The organism is Staphylococcus sp. MZ3 (assembly GCF_018622755.1).
GTDB classification, from domain to species: Bacteria; Bacillota; Bacilli; order Staphylococcales; family Staphylococcaceae; genus Staphylococcus; species Staphylococcus aureus.
Map to the genome: position 1 here is coordinate 690,026 of NZ_CP076026.1, position 19,527 is coordinate 709,552.

The 19,527-nt window shown below is 29.6% G+C and carries 18 protein-coding genes; 16 read left to right on the forward strand and 2 right to left on the reverse strand.

Annotated elements, in window-relative coordinates:
• Window positions 1–36: 36 nt before the first annotated feature.
• From dhaL to KI230_RS03235, 6 genes are all read left to right on the forward strand, one after another.
• Complete coding sequence (gene dhaL, locus KI230_RS03210; RefSeq protein ID WP_000867201.1) at window positions 37–621, forward strand: dihydroxyacetone kinase subunit DhaL; 585 nt, start codon at window positions 37–39, stop codon at window positions 619–621.
• Window positions 614–976, forward strand: a complete 363-nt coding sequence (gene dhaM / locus KI230_RS03215; protein ID WP_001124167.1) for a dihydroxyacetone kinase phosphoryl donor subunit DhaM — start codon at window positions 614–616, stop codon at window positions 974–976. Before dhaL ends, dhaM begins: the two co-directional genes overlap by 8 nt.
• A gap of 115 nt (window positions 977–1,091) precedes the next feature.
• Window positions 1,092–1,589, forward strand: a complete 498-nt coding sequence (locus KI230_RS03220; protein ID WP_001164085.1) for a hypothetical protein — start codon at window positions 1,092–1,094, stop codon at window positions 1,587–1,589.
• A gap of 456 nt (window positions 1,590–2,045) precedes the next feature.
• Window positions 2,046–3,113: a YkvI family membrane protein gene (locus KI230_RS03225; protein WP_214958317.1), complete on the forward strand. Its 1,068-nt coding sequence runs from the start codon at window positions 2,046–2,048 to the stop codon at window positions 3,111–3,113.
• A gap of 150 nt (window positions 3,114–3,263) precedes the next feature.
• Window positions 3,264–4,307: an alpha/beta hydrolase gene (locus KI230_RS03230; protein ID WP_001030771.1), complete on the forward strand. Its 1,044-nt coding sequence runs from the start codon at window positions 3,264–3,266 to the stop codon at window positions 4,305–4,307.
• A 328-nt stretch (window positions 4,308–4,635) separates the two neighbouring features.
• Window positions 4,636–5,064 carry a hypothetical protein gene (locus KI230_RS03235; protein ID WP_000198504.1) on the forward strand — a complete coding sequence of 143 codons (429 nt, stop codon included), beginning with the start codon at window positions 4,636–4,638 and terminating at the stop codon, window positions 5,062–5,064.
• 208 nt (window positions 5,065–5,272) lie between these two features.
• Here KI230_RS03235 and KI230_RS03240 read toward each other — a convergent pair whose 3' ends face one another.
• On the reverse strand, window positions 5,273–5,779 hold the full coding sequence (locus KI230_RS03240) for a GNAT family N-acetyltransferase (protein ID WP_000940129.1): 507 nt from the start codon (window positions 5,777–5,779) through the stop codon (window positions 5,273–5,275).
• A gap of 112 nt (window positions 5,780–5,891) precedes the next feature.
• On the opposite strand from KI230_RS03240, the gene graX reads away from it, so the two are divergent.
• From graX to KI230_RS03275, 7 genes are all read left to right on the forward strand, one after another.
• Window positions 5,892–6,815 (forward strand): auxiliary protein GraX/ApsX, encoded by a 924-nt coding sequence (graX, locus tag KI230_RS03245; protein ID WP_000802955.1) that lies wholly within the window; start codon window positions 5,892–5,894, stop codon window positions 6,813–6,815.
• 15 nt (window positions 6,816–6,830) lie between these two features.
• Window positions 6,831–7,505 (forward strand): response regulator transcription factor GraR/ApsR, encoded by a 675-nt coding sequence (graR, locus tag KI230_RS03250; RefSeq protein ID WP_001166500.1) that lies wholly within the window; start codon window positions 6,831–6,833, stop codon window positions 7,503–7,505.
• A complete protein-coding gene (graS, locus tag KI230_RS03255) occupies window positions 7,498–8,538 on the forward strand; it encodes a histidine kinase GraS/ApsS (RefSeq protein ID WP_001061247.1) in 1,041 nt (346 codons plus the stop codon). Before graR ends, graS begins: the two co-directional genes overlap by 8 nt.
• Before the next feature lie 143 nt (window positions 8,539–8,681).
• The gene (vraF, locus tag KI230_RS03260; protein ID WP_000985996.1) at window positions 8,682–9,443 is read left to right on the forward strand and encodes an ABC transporter ATP-binding protein VraF; all 762 of its coding nucleotides are present in this window, start codon (window positions 8,682–8,684) and stop codon (window positions 9,441–9,443) included.
• The gene (gene vraG, locus KI230_RS03265; protein ID WP_045177974.1) at window positions 9,433–11,322 is read left to right on the forward strand and encodes an ABC transporter permease VraG; all 1,890 of its coding nucleotides are present in this window, start codon (window positions 9,433–9,435) and stop codon (window positions 11,320–11,322) included. Before vraF ends, vraG begins: the two co-directional genes overlap by 11 nt.
• A 724-nt stretch (window positions 11,323–12,046) precedes the next feature.
• The gene (locus tag KI230_RS03270; RefSeq protein WP_000491755.1) at window positions 12,047–12,664 is read left to right on the forward strand and encodes a DUF47 domain-containing protein; all 618 of its coding nucleotides are present in this window, start codon (window positions 12,047–12,049) and stop codon (window positions 12,662–12,664) included.
• A 15-nt stretch (window positions 12,665–12,679) separates the two neighbouring features.
• Window positions 12,680–13,687, forward strand: a complete 1,008-nt coding sequence (locus KI230_RS03275; protein WP_000120368.1) for an inorganic phosphate transporter — start codon at window positions 12,680–12,682, stop codon at window positions 13,685–13,687.
• 587 nt (window positions 13,688–14,274) lie between these two features.
• Here KI230_RS03275 and KI230_RS03280 read toward each other — a convergent pair.
• Window positions 14,275–15,072, reverse strand: a complete 798-nt coding sequence (locus KI230_RS03280; RefSeq protein WP_000731647.1) for a LysM peptidoglycan-binding domain-containing protein — start codon at window positions 15,070–15,072, stop codon at window positions 14,275–14,277.
• Window positions 15,073–15,432: 360 nt separating this feature from the next.
• Between KI230_RS03280 and KI230_RS03285 the strand changes: the two genes are divergently transcribed.
• From KI230_RS03285 to sarX, 3 genes are all read left to right on the forward strand, one after another.
• Window positions 15,433–16,077: a Bax inhibitor-1/YccA family protein gene (locus KI230_RS03285; RefSeq protein WP_000081602.1), complete on the forward strand. Its 645-nt coding sequence runs from the start codon at window positions 15,433–15,435 to the stop codon at window positions 16,075–16,077.
• 696 nt (window positions 16,078–16,773) lie between these two features.
• Window positions 16,774–18,924, forward strand: coding sequence for a helix-turn-helix transcriptional regulator (locus KI230_RS03290; protein ID WP_214958318.1), 2,151 nt, complete (start codon window positions 16,774–16,776; stop codon window positions 18,922–18,924).
• A 145-nt stretch (window positions 18,925–19,069) separates the two neighbouring features.
• Window positions 19,070–19,429 (forward strand): HTH-type transcriptional regulator SarX, encoded by a 360-nt coding sequence (gene sarX, locus KI230_RS03295; RefSeq protein ID WP_001090985.1) that lies wholly within the window; start codon window positions 19,070–19,072, stop codon window positions 19,427–19,429.
• Window positions 19,430–19,527 lie beyond the last annotated feature (98 nt).

Genomic DNA, 19,527 nt, shown 5'->3' on the forward strand with positions numbered 1-19,527 from the left:
GAATATGAATAAATATACATTTATGAGGTGGCACAAATGAAAGTGAATGATATGAAAGCACGTTTATTAAATTTAGAAGAAACGTTTAAAAAACATGAATCTGAATTAACTGAATTAGATCGAGCAATTGGTGATGGTGACCACGGGGTTAACATGGTTCGTGGGTTTAGTAGTCTTAAAGACAAACTTGATGATAGCTCAATGCAATCATTGTTCAAATCGACTGGTATGGCATTGATGTCAAATGTTGGGGGTGCATCAGGACCACTGTATGGCTTTAGCTTTGTTAAAATGTCTGCAGTCACCAAAGATGATATGGATAATCAAGATTTCATTACACTAATTCAGGCATTTGCCGAAGCGGTTGAATCACGTGGTAAAGTTACTTTAAATGAAAAGACAATGTATGATGTAGTAGCGCGAGCAGCAGAGAAGCTTGAAAATGGTGAAACTTTAACATTCAATGATTTACAGCAATTAGCAGATAATACAAAAGATATGGTAGCAACGAAAGGTAGAGCTGCATATTTTGGAGAAGAATCAAAAGGTTATATTGATCCAGGTGCTCAAAGTATGGTTTATATTTTAAACGCTTTGATTGGAGATGAAGATAATGCCTAAAATTATACTTGTTAGCCACAGTAAAGAAATTGCAAGTGGTACAAAATCTTTGTTAAAGCAAATGGCAGGTGACGTTGATATTATACCAATCGGGGGATTACCAGATGGTTCAATTGGAACTTCATTTGATATCATCCAAGAAGTTTTGACTAAATTAGAGGATGATGCATTGTGTTTTTACGATATTGGATCTTCAGAAATGAATGTAGATATGGCAATTGAAATGTATGATGGTAATCATCGTGTGTTAAAAGTTGATGCACCAATTGTTGAAGGCAGTTTTATCGCAGCAGTAAAGCTATCAATCGGCGGTTCAATTGATGATGCATTAGCAGAAATCAAACAATCATTTTAGTTAAAATTTACTAATAATGAAAAATGTAAACCTTTTTCAAATGAAACTTTATAAAAAATATGATAGTATATATGTAAATGTTTAATAAAATCTGGAGAAATAGGAGGACATTGCCATGCAACACCTTATAAAAAAACATGTATTGAATGGCGAGTTTGATTTAGTACGACAATTGATGTCCGAAACAGATTTTATGGAATTTGAAGAAGCATATATTTCAAGTGCGCATGAAGTAGAAAGTATGATGTTTTATACATGTATTTTAGATATGATTAAGTACGAAGAATCATCTGAAATGCATGACTTAGCATTTTTATTGCTTGTGTATCCACTAAGTGAATATGAAGGTGCTTTGGATTCTGCTTATTATCATGCAGACGCTTCCATAAAACTTACTGACGGCAAAGAAGTTAAAAGTTTGTTACAAATGTTATTATTGCATGCGATACCAACACCTGTTATTTCAGATAAGAAGGCTTTTGATATCGCCAAGCAAATTTTAAAATTAGATCCTAATAATAATGTTGCTCGTAACGTCTTAAAAGACACTGCCAAACGTATGGACAACGTTGTTGTTGATATAAATGAATTACACCAACGTAATGCACGTTAATTACATTTCAATTATATTAGCTTAATAATAGTTTTAACATTTGGTTGGGTTGGGACATATGTTCCAGCCTTTTTTAATACTTAAAAACTAACGAAGTATACTTGTGTGCACAAATGGTTTTTATACAACATTTTATAAATTTATACATTTTAATAAAGAACATACGATAGATGGTTTAAACCTTGTTAACTGAGAAATTTTGATATGTATTCTTCGAAATTTAACTAAATATACGAAATTCAAGAAGCACAATAATTAATCATTTTTCCTATACAAAAGTTCGTATGACTGCATTATAAAAGCATAAATTTATAATTTTTTTAAATGTCATTGAACGTGATAATGTGAATGGATTGAGCAATTTTGAAAAAGTGAAAAATAACCTATGCGACTTGCAATTAATTTTCAGTACGTTATAATGCACACTGTGCAAAATTAAGGAGGTCTATTATTCACATGATGATGAATAAAGAAGCAACAAAAATTGGATTTGCCTACGTCGGCATTGTAGTGGGCGCAGGATTTTCAACTGGACAAGAAGTTATGCAATTTTTCACTAAATATGGCTTGTGGGCTTATTTAGGCGTTATTATATCTGGTTTTATTTTAGCTTTTATTGGGCGCCAAGTAGCAAAAATTGGTACTGCCTTTGAAGCGACAAATCATGAATCAACATTACAATACGTATTCGGTGAAAAGTTTAGTAAAGTCTTTGATTATATTTTAATCTTCTTCTTATTTGGTATAGCTGTAACCATGATAGCTGGTGCAGGCGCAACATTTGAAGAAAGTTATAACATACCTACATGGCTAGGTGCTTTAATTATGACATTAGCGATTTATATTACGTTGCTATTAGACTTTAATAAAATAGTACGTGCACTAGGTATCGTTACACCATTTTTAATTGTTTTAGTTGTATTAATCGCTGACGTTTATTTATTTAAAGGTCATGTTTCATTAGCAGAAGTTAACCAAGTAGTGCCTGAGGCAAGTATTTGGAAGGGAATCTGGTTTGGTACAATATATGGTGGATTAGCTTTTTCTGTAGGTTTTAGTACCATCGTAGCAATCGGTGGGGATACAGAAAAGCGTACAGTGTCAGGTGCAGGCGCGATGTATGGTGGTATTATCTATACTGTATTACTAGCATTGATCAACTTTGCATTGCAAAGTGAATATCCAACTATTAAAAATGCCTCAATTCCAACATTGACGTTAGCAAATAATATCCATCCTTTAATAGCAACAGTGTTATCTGTTATTATGCTGGCGGTTATGTATAATACTATTCTAGGACTAATGTATTCATTTGCAGCACGTTTTACAGAACCATACAGTAAAAATTATCATATCTTTATTATTATAATGATGGTAGCAGGTTATTTATTAAGTTTCGTAGGATTTGCTGAATTAATTAATAAGTTATATACAATTATGGGATATGTAGGCTTATTTATTGTAGTAGCTGTAATTATTAAATATTTCAAACGTAAAAATGCGGATAAAAAACATATTGCTTAATATCATATGATGGATATCCGAAACTTTACAATTGAATCACTTTGTTTTAACCTTAAAAGCAATTCGTCTCTACTCTTATCGGGCGAATTGCTTTTTATATTTATTCAGTCTATTAATATGAGCGTCTAACAAATAGAGAGGTACGATGTAATGAATAAAGATAATAAATGGACGATGATAACTGCACTTTTTATAACTGTAATCAGTGTATTGTTAGCATTTCATCTGAAACAACATTATGACCAAATTACAAATGAGAACCATGCTAATAAAGACAAAATTAATATTAAAAATAAAAATGTGCGCATTTATCAAAACCTTACATACAATAGAGTTTTCCCTAACAGTAAATTAGATATTATTACACCTGTTGATATGTCTTCTAATGCCAAACTGCCAGTTATTTTTTGGATGCACGGTGGTGGTTATATTGCGGGTGATAAGCAGTATAAAAACCCATTATTAGCGAAAATTGCTGAACAAGGGTACATTGTTGTGAATGTAAATTATGCATTGGCGCCACAATATAAATATCCCACACCATTAATTCAAATGAATCAAGCAACTCAATTCATTAAAGAAAATAAAATGAATTTACCTATTGATTTTAATCAAGTAATTATTGGCGGTGATTCTGCAGGTGCTCAATTAGCTAGCCAATTTACGGCAATACAGACGAATGATCGCTTAAGAGAAGCCATGAAATTTGATCAGTCATTCAAACCATCACAAATTAAAGGCGCTATACTATTTGGTGGTTTTTATAATATGCAAACAGTTAGAGAAACTGAGTTTCCAAGAATACAGTTATTTATGAAAAGTTATACTGGCGAAGAAGATTGGGAAAAGAGCTTTAAAAATATTTCACAAATGTCTACAGTAAAACAATCGACAAAAAATTATCCACCAACATTTTTATCTGTTGGAGATAGCGATCCATTCGAAAGTCAAAATATAGAATTCAGTAAGAAATTACAAGAATTGAATGTACCAGTAGATACTTTGTTTTATGATGGTACGCATCATTTACATCATCAGTATCAATTTCACCTTAATAAACCTGAATCGATAGATAATATCAAAAAAGTGTTACTTTTCTTAAGTCGTAATACATCTTCTAGTGGTATTCAAACTGAAGAGAAACCACAAATAGAAAATCCGAGTAATGAATTACCGTTAAATCCTTTAAACTAATGATAAACAGTAGTAATTTATTACTTAAGCAACATTTAAGATCTTCAAATTGAAAACGAAGAATTTAAAACATGTGGGGCTAATGTGTAAGAGTCTGAGATATAATAAATTGTTAGCGGTTCTTTATCATTTCTATCTCACCCTATTATGATGTGACATTTATTTTACAAACTAATTTGTTTTGAACCTGAAAATAACTTTTTACAACTAAATTGTCGAAAAACAGTGTGTACATGATATAATAAATTTATAAATTGAAAAGAATTCAAAAGAAAAAATAAAATATAGATTGAGCACGAAGTGATTTGAAATAAGGTTGTGAAAGGGAATGACAAGGTCAGCATTAAAACCATTTAAAAATAAACGCGTTATGGTTACTGGACGTATACAACGTGTTTTGTTTAAAAATTATTTAGATAGACATAGCACATTTAAGCCGAATGTAAGGATATTATTAAAAGATGTATTTGTTTCAGGTGTATCAATAGATCATTTATGGTTATATGAGACAAATAAATACTATGCATTGGCAATGGAACTTATTCATCAACGAGTAAAATTTAGTGCGAATGTTGTACCATATTACAAAATAAATAGAAATAATAATTTATTCGTACAAGATTATGGAATTAAGCGTAAAGGTAGGTTAATTACTGAAGAAGCTTACAATCAAAACAATCAGTATCAGGATAAGATATATGAAAAATTACCGGATATAGATTTTAGACTCGAAGATTTTTATAGTAAGGAAAACTAAACAACATATATAAAGCACCACTAATCGTAGTTGATAGTTGATCAATTACACATTAGTGGTGCTTTATTTTGAATTTAAATTTGATAAATGAATAAGAGTATACGCATTCATTTAAGATTAGATGACATTGATAAGTATGAGTAATGTATTAGGTAACCATTAAATTCGTTGTTATGCGATTCTGATACAAGATTATGATAAAATAGCTTTAATTAAGAATTTTAGCCATCATATAGTCATCGTAATATTTACCATCGATAAATAACTTATCTTTTAAAACGCCTTCGATTTGAAAATCGGCACTTTTAAAAAGCTCGAGGGCAGGTTGGTTATTGAGTGGTACATTTGCTTCAATTCGGTGTATTTGATTGTTTAAACACCAAGCCATAATGGCATCAAGAAGTGCTTGGCCAATTCCACGATGTTGATATAATTTCTTTACACCTAAATCAATTTTAGCAACATGTTTAATGCGTTGAAATGGTGTCGTATTAACAAAGGCAAAGCCAACGAGTTGTTCATCACTTTCAGCAACAAAGATGACTTTATGTGGAGAAGTGATATATTCTTCTAATTGTTTACTAGCCGATGTGACGCTAGGATCATATTCTCCTGGTGTGTAGAACATATACGGAGATTCGTCGTATATTTTCGCTAACATTGAAATGAAATTTTCTACATCTTTGATACTAACTCTACGTATAATATGGGCCATAAAAAGCCTCCAGTATTTTGAAATTTTAAAACATTTGCTACTATTATAATATATATGTAACTAAAAGGTGGAGTAATATGTTTTTTGGTTACAGTTTAAAGGAGTATTTTAGATGAAACCTAAAGTTTTATTAGCAGGTGGAACAGGATATATTGGTAAGTATTTAAGTGAAGTGATTGAAAATGATGCTGAACTTTTTACTATATCAAAATATCCAGACAATAAAAAAACAGATGATGTTGAAATGACTTGGATTCAGTGTGATATATTTCATTACGAACAGGTTGTTGCAGCAATGAATCAAATAGATATTGCTGTATTCTTTATCGACCCAACAAAGAATTCTGCCAAAATAACACAATCATCAGCAAGAGATTTAACATTAATCGCAGCAGATAATTTTGGTCGAGCAGCGGCTATCAATCAAGTAAAAAAAGTAATCTACATACCTGGGAGTCGTTATGATAATGAAACAATTGAACGCCTAGGTGCATATGGTACACCTGTAGAAACAACAAATTTAGTTTTTAAACGTTCTTTAGTTAATGTAGAATTACAAGTTTCAAAGTATGATGATGTTAGATCAACGATGAAGGTAGTTTTACCAAAGGGATGGACATTAAAGAACGTTGTAAACCATTTTATTGCATGGATGGGTTACACTAAAGGAACTTTTGTGAAAACAGAAAAATCACATGATCAATTTAAGATATATATTAAGAATAAGGTGCGACCGCTCGCAGTATTTAAAATAGAGGAAACAGCTGACGGAATAATAACTTTAATTTTATTGAGTGGAAGTTTAGTGAAAAAATATACAGTTAATCAAGGGAAGTTAGAATTTAGATTAATCAAAGAGTCGGCAGTCGTTTATATACATCTATACGATTATATCCCTCGATTATTTTGGCCGATTTATTACTTTATACAAGCACCAATGCAAAAAATGATGATTCATGGCTTTGAAGTTGACTGCCGGATTAAAGATTTTCAAAGTCGATTAAAATCAGGAGAAAATATGAAATATACTAAATGATATTGGGTGATATGGATGCAAATACTACTAGTAGAAGATGACAATACTTTGTTTCAAGAATTGAAAAAAGAATTAGAACAATGGGATTTTAATGTTGCTGGTATTGAAGATTTCGGCAAAGTAATGGATACATTTGAAAGTTTTAATCCTGAAATTGTTATATTGGATGTTCAATTACCTAAATATGATGGGTTTTATTGGTGCAGAAAAATGAGAGAAGTTTCCAACGTACCAATATTATTTTTATCATCTCGTGATAATCCAATGGATCAAGTGATGAGTATGGAACTTGGCGCAGATGATTATATGCAAAAACCGTTCTATACCAATGTATTAATTGCTAAATTACAAGCGATTTATCGTCGTGTCTATGAGTTTACAGCTGAAGAAAAACGTACATTGACTTGGCAAGATGCTGTCGTTGATCTATCAAAAGATAGTATACAAAAAGGTGACGATACGATTTTTCTATCCAAAACAGAAATGATTATATTAGAAATTCTTATTACCAAAAAAAATCAAATCGTTTCGAGAGATACAATTATCACTGCATTATGGGATGATGAAGCATTTGTTAGTGATAATACGTTAACAGTAAATGTGAATCGTTTACGAAAAAAATTATCTGAAATAAGTATGGATAGTGCAATCGAAACAAAAGTAGGAAAAGGATATATGGCTCATGAATAATTTGAAATGGGTAGCTTATTTTTTGAAATCTCGCATGAACTGGATATTTTGGATATTGTTTTTAAACTTCCTTATGTTAGGCATTAGTCTAATCGATTATGATTTTCCAATAGACAGTTTATTTTATATTGTTTCTTTGAATTTAAGTTTAACAATGATTTTTCTTATATTGACATATTTTAAAGAAGTAAAATTATATAAGCATTTTGACAAAGATAAAGAAATAGAAGAAATTAAACATAAAGATTTAGCGGAAACGCCATTTCAACGTCATACAGTTGATTATTTATATCGTCAAATCTCAGCGCACAAAGAAAAGGTTGTTGAGCAACAGTTACAATTGAACATGCATGAACAAACCATTACAGAATTTGTGCACGACATAAAAACACCTGTGACAGCCATGAAATTATTAATTGATCAAGAAAAAAATCAAGAAAGAAAACAGGCATTACTATATGAATGGTCTCGTATAAACTCGATGCTGGATACACAGCTGTATATTACTAGATTAGAATCTCAACGCAAAGATATGTATTTTGATTACGTGTCACTTAAACGCATGGTCATTGACGAAATACAATTAACAAGACATATTAGTCAGGTTAAAGGTATTGGTTTTGATGTTGACTTTAAAGTGGATGATTATGTTTATACAGATATAAAATGGTGCCGTATGATTATTAGACAGATTTTGTCAAACGCATTGAAATATAGTGAGAATTTTAATATTGAAATTGGGACAGAATTAAATGATCAACATGTTTCGTTATATATTAAAGACTATGGCAGAGGTATTAGTAAAAAAGATATGCCGCGAATATTTGAACGAGGATTTACGTCAACGGCTAACAGAAATGAAACGACGTCTTCAGGTATGGGTCTATATTTAGTAAATAGTGTAAAGGATCAATTAGGTATTCACCTGCAAGTCACGTCGACTGTTGGTAAGGGGACAACTGTCAGATTGATTTTCCCATTACAAAATGAAATTGTTGAACGCATGTCGGAAGTGACAAATTTGTCATTTTAAACATGCGTTTTGTTACTTAGAATTGATACATCAATGCAGCTTCAACGTTATAATAAGATAGATGTTAGTCATATGTTAAATTGAAGATACAAGTGCCAAAGCCTAAAGGAAATGAAGTTAAGATAAATTATAGGAGTGTTAAAGTGGCAATTTTAGAAGTAAAACAATTAACAAAAATATATGGAACTAAAAAAATGGCACAAGAAGTGTTGCGAGATATCAATATGTCTATTGAAGAAGGCGAGTTTATTGCTATTATGGGTCCCTCTGGATCTGGGAAAACGACATTATTAAATGTTTTAAGTTCAATTGATTATATTTCACAAGGTTCTATTACATTAAAAGGAAAAAAATTAGAAAAGCTTTCAAACAAGGAATTATCTGATATACGCAAGCATGATATTGGTTTTATTTTTCAAGAGTATAATTTACTGCATACATTGACTGTTAAAGAAAACATAATGTTACCACTAACGGTTCAGAAGTTAGATAAAGAACATATGTTAAATCGTTATGAAAAAGTAGCAGAAGCATTAAATATATTGGATATTAGTGATAAATACCCTTCTGAATTGTCTGGTGGACAAAGACAACGAACATCTGCTGCAAGAGCGTTTATTACATTACCTTCTATTATATTTGCTGACGAACCAACAGGTGCACTGGATTCTAAAAGTACTCAAGATTTATTAAAACGATTAACAAGAATGAATGAAGCATTTAAGTCTACAATTATTATGGTAACGCATGATCCTGTTGCAGCAAGTTATGCCAATAGAGTAGTGATGCTAAAAGATGGTCAAATTTTCACTGAATTATACCAAGGGGATGACGATAAACATACCTTTTTCAAAGAAATAATACGTGTACAAAGTGTTTTAGGTGGCGTTAATTATGACCTTTAACGAGATAATATTTAAAAATTTCCATCAAAATTTATCACATTATGCCATCTATCTTTTTTCATTAATTACGAGTGTAGTATTGTATTTTAGCTTTGTAGCATTAAAATACGCGCATAAACTAAACATGACAGAGTCATATCCAATTATAAAGGAAGGCTCACAAGTCGGAAGCTACTTTCTATTTTTCATCATAATTGCATTTTTGTTATATGCCAATGTGTTATTTATTAAACGACGAAGTTATGAGCTTGCATTATATCAAACATTAGGTTTATCTAAATTCAACATTATTTATATACTAATGCTCGAACAATTACTAATATTTATAATTACGGCAATATTAGGTATTATTATTGGTATTTTTGGTTCGAAACTGTTATTAATGATTGTCTTTACATTATTAGGAATTAAAGAAAAGGTTCCAATTATTTTTAGTTTGAGGGCGGTATTTGAAACATTAATGTTAATCGGTGTCGCTTATTTTTTAACATCTGCTCAAAATTTTATATTAGTGTTCAAACAATCTATTTCACAGATGTCAAAGAATAACCAGGTTAAAGAAACAAATCATAATAAAATTACATTTGAAGAGGTTGTTTTAGGCATCTTAGGTATAGTATTGATTACCACAGGATACTATCTATCTTTGAACATTGTTCAATATTATGATTCTATCGGTACACTTATGTTTATTTTATTGTCAACTGTGATTGGGGCATACTTATTTTTTAAAAGCTCTGTTTCTCTAGTTTTTAAAATGGTAAAGAAGTTTAGAAAAGGTGTTATAAGTGTAAATGATGTCATGTTCTCATCATCTATTATGTATCGTATTAAGAAAAATGCTTTTTCACTTACGGTCATGGCAATCATTTCAGCGATTACTGTTTCAGTTCTTTGCTTTGCTGCTATAAGTAGAGCGTCCTTATCAAGTGAAATAAAATATACTGCACCACACGACGTTACAATTAAAGACCAACAAAAAGCTAATCAGTTAGCAAGTGAATTAAACAATCAAAAAATTCCTCATTTTTATAATTATAAAGAAGTAATTCATACGAAATTGTATAAAGATAATTTATTTGATGTAAAAGCGAAAGAACCATACAATGTAACAATTACTAGTGATAAATACATCCCTAATACTGATTTGAAACGTGGGCAAGCTGATTTATTTGTAGCGGAAGGTTCTATCAAAGATTTAGTGAAACATAAGAAGCATGGTAAGGCAATTATAGGAACGAAAAAACATCATGTTAATATTAAGTTACGTAAAGATATTAATAAAATCTATTTTATGACAGATGTTGATTTAGGTGGACCAACGTTTGTCTTAAATGACAAAGACTATCAAGAAATAAGAAAGTATACAAAGGCAAAGCATATCGTCTCTCAATTTGGATTCGATTTGAAACATAAAAAAGATGCTTTAGCATTAGAAAAAGCGAAAAATAAAGTTGATAAATCTATTGAAACAAGAAGTGAAGCGATAAGCTCAATATCAAGTTTAACCGGAATATTATTATTTGTAACATCATTTTTAGGTATTACATTCTTGATTGCTGTATGTTGCATTATATACATAAAGCAAATAGATGAAACCGAAGATGAGTTAGAGAATTATAGTATTTTGAGAAAGCTTGGATTTACACAAAAAGATATGGCAAGGGGACTAAAGTTTAAAATTATGTTTAATTTTGGGTTACCTTTAGTTATTGCGCTATCACATGCATATTTTACATCATTAGCATATATGAAATTAATGGGTACAACGAATCAAATACCGGTTTTCATAGTAATGGGATTATACATTTGTATGTATGCTGTTTTTGCAGTGACGGCTTATAATCATTCCAAGCGAACAATTAGACATTCCATATAAAATATACAGATGGCTTTCAGTAGAATAGTGGATTCGGATTCACGAACTATACTGGAAGCTTTTTATTATAAATGAAGAGAAGTTATATTTTTAGCATGTATAGTTGAATACTGGGTTAAAATACCATATTAATAATGAAGTAAAGGTATGAGTGATTATGAAAGTGTTTTGAATGAAATATATTTAATTGGTGATGCTTTTAATTGAAAAGATTAACAGGATTCAACTTTGTAAATTGTATTAAATGTGAGAAAATAAAAGTATATTCATTGAGAGATATATGAGTCAATGATCGTTTTAAACAAGATAAGTGTATTTTAATATGTAAAAGTTATGTAATAAATATTGTATCGTTGCAAATTTCCCAACTATATCCATTTACAATTTTTAGAGTTGTATAGATAAAAAATTGCCTATAAAATAACTTTTTCAAAACAAATGCCTACTACTATTTAAATTTTATGTAAAAGTTAAGTTTCGGAATTGTTAAAAATTTGTAAATTGAATTGTGGGATTGTAAATTTTGTGCTATTTTCATATAAGGGCAAATACAGTAAATTGTTTACTGTGAGGCATTTTTGAAATTAATATCAGTACACTAAAATTATACTGACGATTGATAATAACAAATTTGTATCATTAGTTTGTAAATTCACTTGTCTTAATTTGAAACAAATTATAACTGAATGTGATTGGTGACAATCGCTTAAATGGAGGATTTTAAATGTTTAGTAAGAAAAAAGATAAGTTTATGGTTCAATTAGAAGAGATGGTTTTCAATCTGGATCGTGCTGCTATTGAATTCGGTAAAATGGATTTCAATACACATTTAGATTTAAAAGCATACTCAGACAACATTAAAACTTATGAGTCACATGGTGACGAATTAGTACATCAAGTAATTACTGATTTAAATCAAACATTTATCACACCAATTGAACGTGAAGATATTTTATCATTATGTGATGCAATTGATGATGTTTTAGATGCAATTGAAGAAACGGCAGCTATGTTTGAAATGTATTCAATCGAATACACAGATGAATATATGGCTGAGTTTGTTGATAACATTCAAAAAGCAGTTGCAGAAATGAAACTTGCTGTCGGCTTATTAGTCGATAAAAAATTATCACATATGCGTATTCATTCAATTAATATTAAAGAATTTGAAACAAACTGTGATGGTATTTTAAGACAGTCAATTAAACATATTTTCAATAGCGAAACAGATCCAATCACTTTAATTAAAATAAAAGATATTTATGAAAGCATGGAAGAAATCGCTGATAAATGTCAAATCGTAGCAAATAATTTTGAAACTATTATTATGAAAAATAGCTAAGGGGAGTATATATTTATGTCATATATAATCATCGTCACTATAGCTGTAGTTATTTTCTCGCTGATATTTGACTTTATCAATGGATTCCATGATACAGCCAATGCAGTAGCTACTGCTGTATCTACTAGAGCGTTAACGCCTAAAACGGCAATTTTAATGGCAGCAGTGATGAACTTTATAGGTGCTTTAACATTTACGGGCGTTGCAGGCACCATTACTAAAGACATTGTCGATCCATTTAAATTGGAAAATGGATTAGTTGTTGTGTTAGCTGCAATACTTGCGGCTATTATTTGGAATTTAGCTACTTGGTTTTACGGAATTCCAAGTTCGTCTTCACATGCACTTATAGGTTCAATTGCGGGTGCAGCAATCGCATCTGAAGGCTCATTTGGAGTGTTACATTACCAAGGTTTCACAAAAATTATTATTGTATTAATCGTTTCACCGATAATCGCATTTTGTGTTGGTTTCTTGATGTATTCAATTTTTAAAGTTATCTTTAAAAATGCAAATTTAACAAGAGCGAATCGTAACTTTAGATTTTTCCAAATTTTCACGGCAGCGTTACAATCATTCTCTCACGGTACGAATGATGCGCAAAAATCAATGGGTATTATTACGTTGGCATTGATTGTCGCTAATGTACAGAATGATGGCAGTGTTGAACCACAGTTATGGGTAAAATTTGCCTGTGCGACAGCAATGGGGCTTGGTACTGCAATTGGTGGCTGGAAAATTATCAAAACTGTAGGTGGTAATATTATGAAAATACGTCCAGCAAATGGTGCTGCGGCCGATTTATCATCTGCATTAACAATTTTTGTTGCATCATCGCTACATTTCCCATTATCAACAACTCACGTTGTGTCATCATCAATCTTAGGTGTTGGTGCTTCTAACCGAGCTAAAGGTGTAAAATGGAGCACTGCGCAACGAATGATCATTACATGGGTGATTACATTACCTATTTCAGCATTGTTAGCAGGTTTACTATTCTATATACTTAACTTATTTTTCTAATTGAAAATAAAACTAAACTGAACTTCAGTATCACAAACATATGGTGGTATTGAAGTTCATTTTTTTATGTAAGTAGATAACATATTTTATAGAGTTTACGTAGAATGACCAAGACAAAGCATTTTAATTAGGGGGCTAAGTTATAAATTTATTCCATGGAACATAAACAGTTAGGTCATTAAAATATAAGTAAGCGTAAAATAATGATTTAATAGTTTATATTCTTCAATGAAGGAATAATTAAATAGTTATCAACTTGTTTAATTAACCTAAATTGTATTGGACTTTATTTAATATAAATTTGTATATGTAGACGAAAAAGCGTAAAATACTGGTATAACAAATTAAATCATTATATAGTCAACTTAGTTGCATTATTTTGATTTTTAATATATTATGCATTTAATTTAATCAAATAGGTAGGTTGTTAATTTTTACCTAACTACCATTCATACAAAATATAAATATGTATGATAGGGAAGGGTGAGATAATTTTTTGTACCAAAATGAAAATTTTTTTCAAAAATAAAAAACTAGCAATCTCACATGATGTGAATTGCTAGTATATATCAGTACAATTTATTTAATTAATGGATGAATGCATAGCTAGAAACTTCTGAAGCTGGAATTGTACGGTAGTTCATATTGTATGGACCATATGTGTAATTCATTTCAGAAATCAAGATACTACCATCACCATTGACACGTTCAACATAAGCAACATGACCATATGGACCAGGTGTGCTTTGCATAATTGAACCAACTGATGGTGTGTTGTTTACTTGGTAACCATCATTAGCTGCGTTACCAGCCCAATACTTAGCGTCTGACCAATATGTGCTAATTGGACTACCAGCTTGAGCACGACGGTCAAATACGTACCATGTACATTGACCAGCAGTGTATAAATTTTGGTGATTAAAAGATGATGCATTGCCATTGCTACCTGTTGTAGCTGTTGGTGTTGTACCACCTGATCCACCATTAGGAATTTGTAATGTTTGGTTAGGCATAATTAAATAACCACGTAAGTTATTGGCTGCCATTAATTGATTAACTGAAACACCATATCTGCTAGCAATGATATTTAATGATTCACCAGCTTGTACAGTATGAGATGATGCTGAACCAGCTTGTGGAGAAGTGTTTGACGTATTTTGTGCATCACTTCCACCTACTGAGATAACTTGACCAGGGAATACCAAGTTGTTATCTAATTGGTTATTTTGTTTAATACTCTCTACTGAAGTGTTGTATTTTTGAGCAATACTCCATAATGATTCACCAGATTGTACTGTATGTTGTGTAGAAGCTTGTGCATCATGATGCGTTAAAAATGCAGCTGCACCAGATGTTGCTGTTATTGCAAATGCTAATTTTTTCAAAGGGACTCCTCCTTAAAATTAAGTTTTACTACTTTTAAAAATTATTAAGACAATTTATATAGTAAATTAAGTTTTCGTTTTATATTACGATTTCCATATTATCAAAAATAAGTAGCTTTGTGTGGTTTGTTATTATCTTGTAATATTATTAACATTTTAGGATAGCGGTTCATATTTTTATAAATGCTGATTTGATAGTGTATAAAAGCGTTTTAGTGATTTTAACTAATTATAAAAAATTATATTTTGTAACATTGTAAAATGTAAAATTACTATACTTGTTAAAGGTTATTTCTTTTGATGAAGCAAAATTTACTGTAAAATTTGACGCATAAAACGACGGTAGAAGGAGGAATTATTTTGTCGCAAAATACAAATCATTCATATTATCATCAAAACCAGCATGCTCAATCAATAAGTAAAGTGTGGCTTTATTTTATGTATTATTGGATTATATTTGGCATAGGATGCTATCTAGGTCAGTTTTTACCATTAAGTTGGCGACAACCCTTGTCATTTGGATTACTGATTATTATTTTAGCAACACTTGTTTTTGAAAGAGCGAGACGGTTCGGTTTAATTATTTCACATATTTACGCTGTAGTGATTGGCTTATTGTCATACGCAACGTTTACCACGTATTTACAAAATTTAGGACCAGATATTTTCTATAAAAATATCGCATTAGCAATTTTTGCATTTATAGCATTTGGTATTATTGGTTATTTCTTCGTTGGAGATGCATCGAGTATAGGCAAATATTTATTCGTTACATTAATAACATTAATTATTGCGAGTCTAATTGGTATTTTTCTTCAAAATCCTATTTTTTACACTATTATTACCGTCGTTAGTTTGTTGTTATTTCTACTTTATACTTTGTATGATTTTAATCGTTTAAAAAGAGGTGACTATTCACCAAGAGAAATGGGATTTAATCTATTTATTAATTTGTTGAATATTATTAAGGATATACTTTATCTTGCTAATATGTTCAGAAGATAAACAGTTAAATTAATAAAGAAATTTGTATAAAGTTTTGGAATAATCAATAATGAATATCAACCTTAAATTGGAGCGATTGTCATAAATTAGAAATTTAGATAGAGATTTTACTGATAAAGCAATAAAAATTTATTACCTTAATTGTAAAGATATTATTAATCATTAAAATGATTAACTGCTATAGTTCTAAAGTAAACAAATCTTAGAAGATAAACTTTAAACAGGTGTACTTGCCTTTCTAATTACACTTTTATTAGAAAAGTAAAGTATAGCTACGTATTAATTTTAAAATCGAAATATTAATAGGAAGAAGTATAGATAATATAAACAATTTAATGTTAGTTTGAGCTCATCTCAAAAGTAGAATGTGATTTAAATAAGTGTTTATTTTTAAATTGAAAATGAATATATAACTAACAAAAGATAATAGTAATACGTTGTAGATGTGGTCATTTAAAATTATTTTGAAAATACTAAAAAGTAGTGTGTTTTCAATTGGATAGTTTAATTAAACTGACTACATCTATTTTTGTAATATTTAAATGATTGATATATAAGTTTAAAAATTAACCATTATATAGTTTTATTTATTTTTGATTTGGTATTCGTATTGTGTTAAATTTACGTTTAATTAAATAAGTTAAATATTATAGGGAATGATAAAAGTGGTACTTAAATATAGAAAGAGGTAAAGTTATGGCAAAATCATGCTTGCATATACTTACTAATAATGAATATGCGACAACGCGTTGCCAAGATGGCATAGTCTTATTTTGGCCAATTGACGGGGAAATCGAACTACAAAAATTTCGTAAAAGTAAAATAATTGAAGATGATATATATATTATTAATCATCTGGATGTATTTAGTATTAAGAATAATAAAAAAACGATCATGTTGTATTTGAGTAGCGATTGGTTTGCGGAATTAGGCTTTACTTTCTTTAATTACCACTATACAGCAAAGTTGATTAAATCATCCTATAATTTGAAATGTCTACTATTAAAATTGACATATCGATACCTTGATAATCAGCCTCTTAATGACGCTGATATTAGAAAATTACAGGATATTATTAAAATCATTGCAAAAGAAGCAAGTATGGATAAAAAGATTGCACAAAATCAATATCGATATGCTTATTATGGTGATTTGCGTGATGAGCTCGAATATATTTATCAAAATGTAAATCAACGATTGACATTAAAAAGTGTCGCTGATAAATTATTTGTCTCAAAGTCAAATTTGTCATCACAATTCCACTTACTTATGGGCATGGGTTTTAAAAAATATATTGATACTTTGAAAATTGGTAAATCGATTGAAATTCTACTTACTACTGATAGTACTATTAGCAACATAAGTGAACATTTAGGTTTTAGTAGTAGCTCCACTTACTCTAAAATGTTTAAAAGTTATATGGATATAACACCGAATGAATATCGTAATTTATCAAAATATAATAAATGTTTAATGCTAAAGCCAGAACCACTAGTAGGCAAAATGGTGCAAGAAGTAAAAGAAATCATATTGAATTATATTGAACATTATAAAAACCACCTAACTGATGTTATACATATTGATGAAGACAAATTTGAAACACCTAAATTGTTTCAAACGGTTATTCAAATAAATACTTATACAGAAATGAAATTAGTTTTCTTAGAAGGAATCTTTAAAACCTTATTGAATAAGAACAGTCAAGTTGTCTTTTTCATCATGCCATCGATTCTAAAAAGTAAAAATACCATGTCCGAAGAAGAAAAATTCACAATCATTAAAACAATAATTGAAAGTGATCTAAAGATAGCATTTAATATAAATGATATTGAAACAACTTATTTTGTTGAAGAAGCTTTTATGAGTGTTTTCAGACAAATATCTCCAAACGAATTAAGTAATCATAATAATTACGAAGTGCATTTTGTTTTTGATTTATCATTGATGGAAATTAGAACAATTTATCGAATGATATTAAAATTACATAACATCATGTTGAATGTGAAATTAGGATTGAACATTACCTGTATATTTGAAAAACCTTCAGTTTTTAAATCACTAGTATCACAAATAAAGCGACTTAAATTCGATTCGTTAATAATAGATAATGCAAATTTAAGTAGCCCTTATTTGATGGGGGAAAGTGATGAGTTACTATTGAAAAATATTTTGCATTTTAAAAATTTAAAACAAGTAATTAATGAATTGGATATTGAACAAGAAAAGCTTATTTTTCTAAATGTTGAAAATCATAAACTGCTTAATAATAAAGAACGAGATTTAAGTAATAGTGCTCCATTAATTTATAAGACATTAAGTGCGCTGTATCACAACTTTGATGGCTTTGGATTAAACATTTTTGATAATCATCATACATTTAATGCGATGCATCTATATGATAAAAATGGATTTAAAACAACACTAGGTCTTATATTGGAAAAATTTATCGAATATGTCTCGAAACCAAAATACGAAAACAGTTATTATTCTATTTTTGATATAGAGAATTATTATTGCCTGGTTATTTATGATTGGCGAGTGATTGAGAGCGAGACAATTATGAGCAATTTTGAGGATAGTCAAGTTTATATAAATTTCAAAAATAATGTTTTAAACGATAAATATCTAATTGTAATAGAAACATTGGACGAAAATAGTGGCAACATTAATCATTTGATTTCTAAAGAATTAAGAGATAAATATGAATGGAACCCTAGTTTACTATCTAAAATTGACAACTACCTTAAACCAGCAATCGAGATTAAAGAGCATAATTTTAGTGATAATTCCTTGAATATTAACGTTACTTTTAATGCGTTATACATAATTAAAATAGGAAAAAAATAACACCTTGATATGTATTGCAAAATTTAATTTGCATTTGTTGGTAATTTTGACAACGTATTAAAAACAAATGAGAAAGACAATGGCAAAAAAATTTAAGATAATAATGACAGAAGCATTGTCTTTATATATTTGGGGGTGCAACATTTTGAATACTGAGAAATTAGAAACATTGCTTGGCTTCTATAAACAATATAAAGCATTATCTGAATATATTGATAAAAAATATAAGTTGTCGCTAAATGATTTAGCAGTCTTAGATTTAACGATGAAGCATTGCAAAGATGAAAAAGTACTTATGCAATCATTTTTAAAAACTGCAATGGATGAGCTAGATTTAAGTAGGACAAAATTATTAGTTTCTATAAGAAGACTAATTGAAAAAGAAAGACTTAGTAAAGTTAGATCATCTAAAGATGAGCGTAAAATTTATATTTATTTAAATAATGATGATATATCTAAATTTAATGCTTTATTTGAAGATGTAGAACAATTTTTAAATATTTAATTGAAATTGAGTGTCGAAAGCATAGAATTTGCTTATCGGCACATTTTTAATTTATACATATTTTAAAACTAAGTAACAGTTTGAAGGAATCGTAGTTC

Coding starts and splice junctions, on each gene's coding strand:
- dhaL (WP_000867201.1), top strand. CDS start 37: ATGAAAGTGAATGATATGAAAGCACGTTTATTAAATTTAGAAGAAACG.
- dhaM (WP_001124167.1), top strand. CDS start 614: ATGCCTAAAATTATACTTGTTAGCCACAGTAAAGAAATTGCAAGTGGT.
- KI230_RS03220 (WP_001164085.1), top strand. CDS start 1,092: ATGCAACACCTTATAAAAAAACATGTATTGAATGGCGAGTTTGATTTA.
- KI230_RS03225 (WP_214958317.1), top strand. CDS start 2,046: ATGATGATGAATAAAGAAGCAACAAAAATTGGATTTGCCTACGTCGGC.
- KI230_RS03230 (WP_001030771.1), top strand. CDS start 3,264: ATGAATAAAGATAATAAATGGACGATGATAACTGCACTTTTTATAACT.
- KI230_RS03235 (WP_000198504.1), top strand. CDS start 4,636: ATGACAAGGTCAGCATTAAAACCATTTAAAAATAAACGCGTTATGGTT.
- KI230_RS03240 (WP_000940129.1), bottom strand. CDS start 5,779: ATGGCCCATATTATACGTAGAGTTAGTATCAAAGATGTAGAAAATTTC.
- graX (WP_000802955.1), top strand. CDS start 5,892: ATGAAACCTAAAGTTTTATTAGCAGGTGGAACAGGATATATTGGTAAG.
- graR (WP_001166500.1), top strand. CDS start 6,831: ATGCAAATACTACTAGTAGAAGATGACAATACTTTGTTTCAAGAATTG.
- graS (WP_001061247.1), top strand. CDS start 7,498: ATGAATAATTTGAAATGGGTAGCTTATTTTTTGAAATCTCGCATGAAC.
- vraG (WP_045177974.1), top strand. CDS start 9,433: ATGACCTTTAACGAGATAATATTTAAAAATTTCCATCAAAATTTATCA.
- KI230_RS03270 (WP_000491755.1), top strand. CDS start 12,047: ATGTTTAGTAAGAAAAAAGATAAGTTTATGGTTCAATTAGAAGAGATG.
- KI230_RS03275 (WP_000120368.1), top strand. CDS start 12,680: ATGTCATATATAATCATCGTCACTATAGCTGTAGTTATTTTCTCGCTG.
- KI230_RS03290 (WP_214958318.1), top strand. CDS start 16,774: ATGGCAAAATCATGCTTGCATATACTTACTAATAATGAATATGCGACA.